Source organism: Shewanella sp. M-Br (assembly GCF_036245925.1).
Classification (GTDB): Bacteria; Pseudomonadota; Gammaproteobacteria; order Enterobacterales; family Shewanellaceae; genus Shewanella; species Shewanella oncorhynchi.
The window spans coordinates 1-329 of record NZ_BJBV01000071.1 but is presented as its reverse complement, the minus strand read 5'-3'; the positions used below and the strand labels follow the sequence as shown (position 1 = coordinate 329).

Sequence of the window (329 nt, the reverse complement as noted above, 5' to 3'; positions counted from 1 at the left end):
GTTTTGCCGTGATGGCATTTTTCTTTACTGGTTTTAAAAATATAGAGACTACTTACGAGAGTCCTATAAAAAATGGGCATCGTCATTTGATTAAGGTAACGCGGAATCGTCCATTTATTGCCTGCCAATCGGATGTACGAACAATGGGCTTACGCGCAAGTATTCGTCTTCATTGCCCATTGGATAAGATACACATTATCTTGTCATTGCTGATGACGCAGTTACCTGATTCTGAAATCCGTGTATTTAAAAATGAGCGCGTGTTAGATGGCGTACCATTTGCGTCATTTGAGTCAGGCGAACCTGCCCAACTGTCAGATTTCGCCCCT

1 pseudogene is annotated in these 329 nt (G+C 42.2%); it reads left to right on the top strand.

Annotation, left to right across the window (positions count from 1 at the left end):
- Positions 1-143: 143 nt before the first annotated feature.
- A pseudogene (locus AAA952_RS22345) lies at positions 144-329 on the top strand (hypothetical protein); the annotation flags it as partial.